General features: G+C 34.1%; 2 protein-coding genes. Both read left to right on the top strand.

The features are described from left to right. Positions 1–192 precede the first annotated feature (192 nt). Positions 193–726 (top strand): sigma-70 family RNA polymerase sigma factor, encoded by a 534-nt coding sequence (locus HOP45_RS20385; RefSeq protein WP_181351317.1) that lies wholly within the window; start codon positions 193–195, stop codon positions 724–726. Then, on the top strand, positions 707–1,732 hold the full coding sequence (locus HOP45_RS20380) for a DUF4179 domain-containing protein (protein WP_181351316.1): 1,026 nt from the start codon (positions 707–709) through the stop codon (positions 1,730–1,732). Before HOP45_RS20385 ends, HOP45_RS20380 begins: the two co-directional genes overlap by 20 nt. The last annotated feature ends 87 nt before the right edge of the window (positions 1,733–1,819 follow it).

The raw sequence follows: 1,819 nt of genomic DNA, 5'->3' as shown, positions 1-1,819 counted from the left end.
GGCTTTAGTTTAATAAGCCCAATATAAAATCTGAAAGTTATTACAGTTTAGTATGTATAGCTTCAAGACGAAAAAAGGAATAAGAAATACGTGCTAAAACACTGAAGTAGTTGGCACGTATTTTTTTAGTTTGTAGAGAAATTGAAACTTTTTCATCGAAATTCTTCTCTAACGGTTATAAGGGGGGATAGTGTGAGAGATATAAAACTAATAAAAAAAGCAAAAACAGGAGATAAAGAGGCATTTGAAAAACTTCTTGCGCAAAATAGTGATCGCTTATATCGGACCGCATATCTATACGCTGGTAACCGAGATGACGCACTGGACATTGTGCAAGAAACATCTTGTAAAGCATTTTTAGCCATACAAAATTTAAAAGAAAGCAAATATTTCTTAACTTGGCTTACCAGGATACTTATAAATAGTGCATATGATTTGAAGAGAAAGAAGTCTACTGACATACCGCTTGAAAGTATCGGTGAAATACCGTCAACTAAAAGGGATAGAACAGTTGAACATATTGATTTAGTTAGAGCATTAAACGAATTAGAAGAGAAGCATCGCGATGTAATTATTATATTTTATTATCATGATCTGCCGATTAAAGAAGTCGCTAAAATCATGAACATTCCTGAGAACACCGTAAAGACTTATCTTCAAAGAGGTAAAAAGCAGTTAAAGATGATCTTGAAAGGGGTGGGTTACGATGAGGGAAAAATTATTTAATGAAAAGTACAAGGATATTGAAGTACCAGAAGAAGAAGTAAATGAAGCGATACGGAAGGGGATACATAAAGCCAACGATACTTACCAAGACCCTAAAAAATTTTTCAGTCGAACAAGGAAATTAATTATGTCTACTGCAGCAGCTGTTACTTTAATGTGCTCTAGCTTTATTGTTCCTTCTGTATCTCATGTAATGGCTGATGTCCCGGTGGTAGGGCCGTTATATACAAATTTTAATGATTTGGTAGGTAGAAATTTAGCTTCTCAACACCTTATCACCGAATTAAATGAAACAGCTACTAGTGGAGATATAAATGTTACCATTACCAGTGCTTATTACGATGGTGCGGTGATGGGTGTGACTTTTAATGTAACAGGTGGTGTAAAAGAGCAAAAAAATGGTCAAGTCAGTGGTTTTTATGAAATTTATGATGGAGATGATACAATATCGGATAGTAAAGAAATCGTCCATTTAAATCAAACGGACAGTGGATATACGGGACAAATACAGTTGTATAATCCGAATGAGGAGCTGCCTGATGATACAAGATTCCCTTTAAAGTTCTTAAGGATAGGTGAAAATGAGGGAGTATGGAAATTTGATGTTCCAGTTAGACAGTTACCTCATGAAGTATTAAATGTTGAAAAAGAAAGTGTTGATAAAAAAGAAAATATAAGCGTGCATTTCGATTCAATTATTGCAGGAAGAGCTTCAACAGCACTTAATAATACGGCTTCGTTCCCAGCTACGGGTGAAAACAATCAAGTTCGATTAGAAGCTTATGATGATCAGGGGAATGAAGTGAATATTTCAATCGACGGTATTGATTTAGGAAAAAGAAAAGAAAATGACAGAGTCATTATTAAAGGGCGAAGTATTATACCAAACAAACTTAAAGGAGATACGGATTATATTAAAATTCATCCGAAAGTAGCTTTAACAGGTAAAGATCCAAACAAACCATTGGAGTTACCCCCATTAAAAATAAGTATGGATTCTTTTTAACAATTATGTGTATTCGGTGGAAGGAAAATAGATTATTTTATTTTTCAACTACGGGTCCGTTAGATAGAGAGATATTAGAATATATCT

It is taken from the genome of Thalassobacillus sp. CUG 92003, from assembly GCF_013618635.1.
Lineage (GTDB): Bacteria > Bacillota > Bacilli > Bacillales > Halobacillaceae > CUG-92003.
The sequence above is the reverse complement of the archived record's forward strand: the minus strand, read 5'-3'. Positions and strand labels throughout refer to the sequence as shown.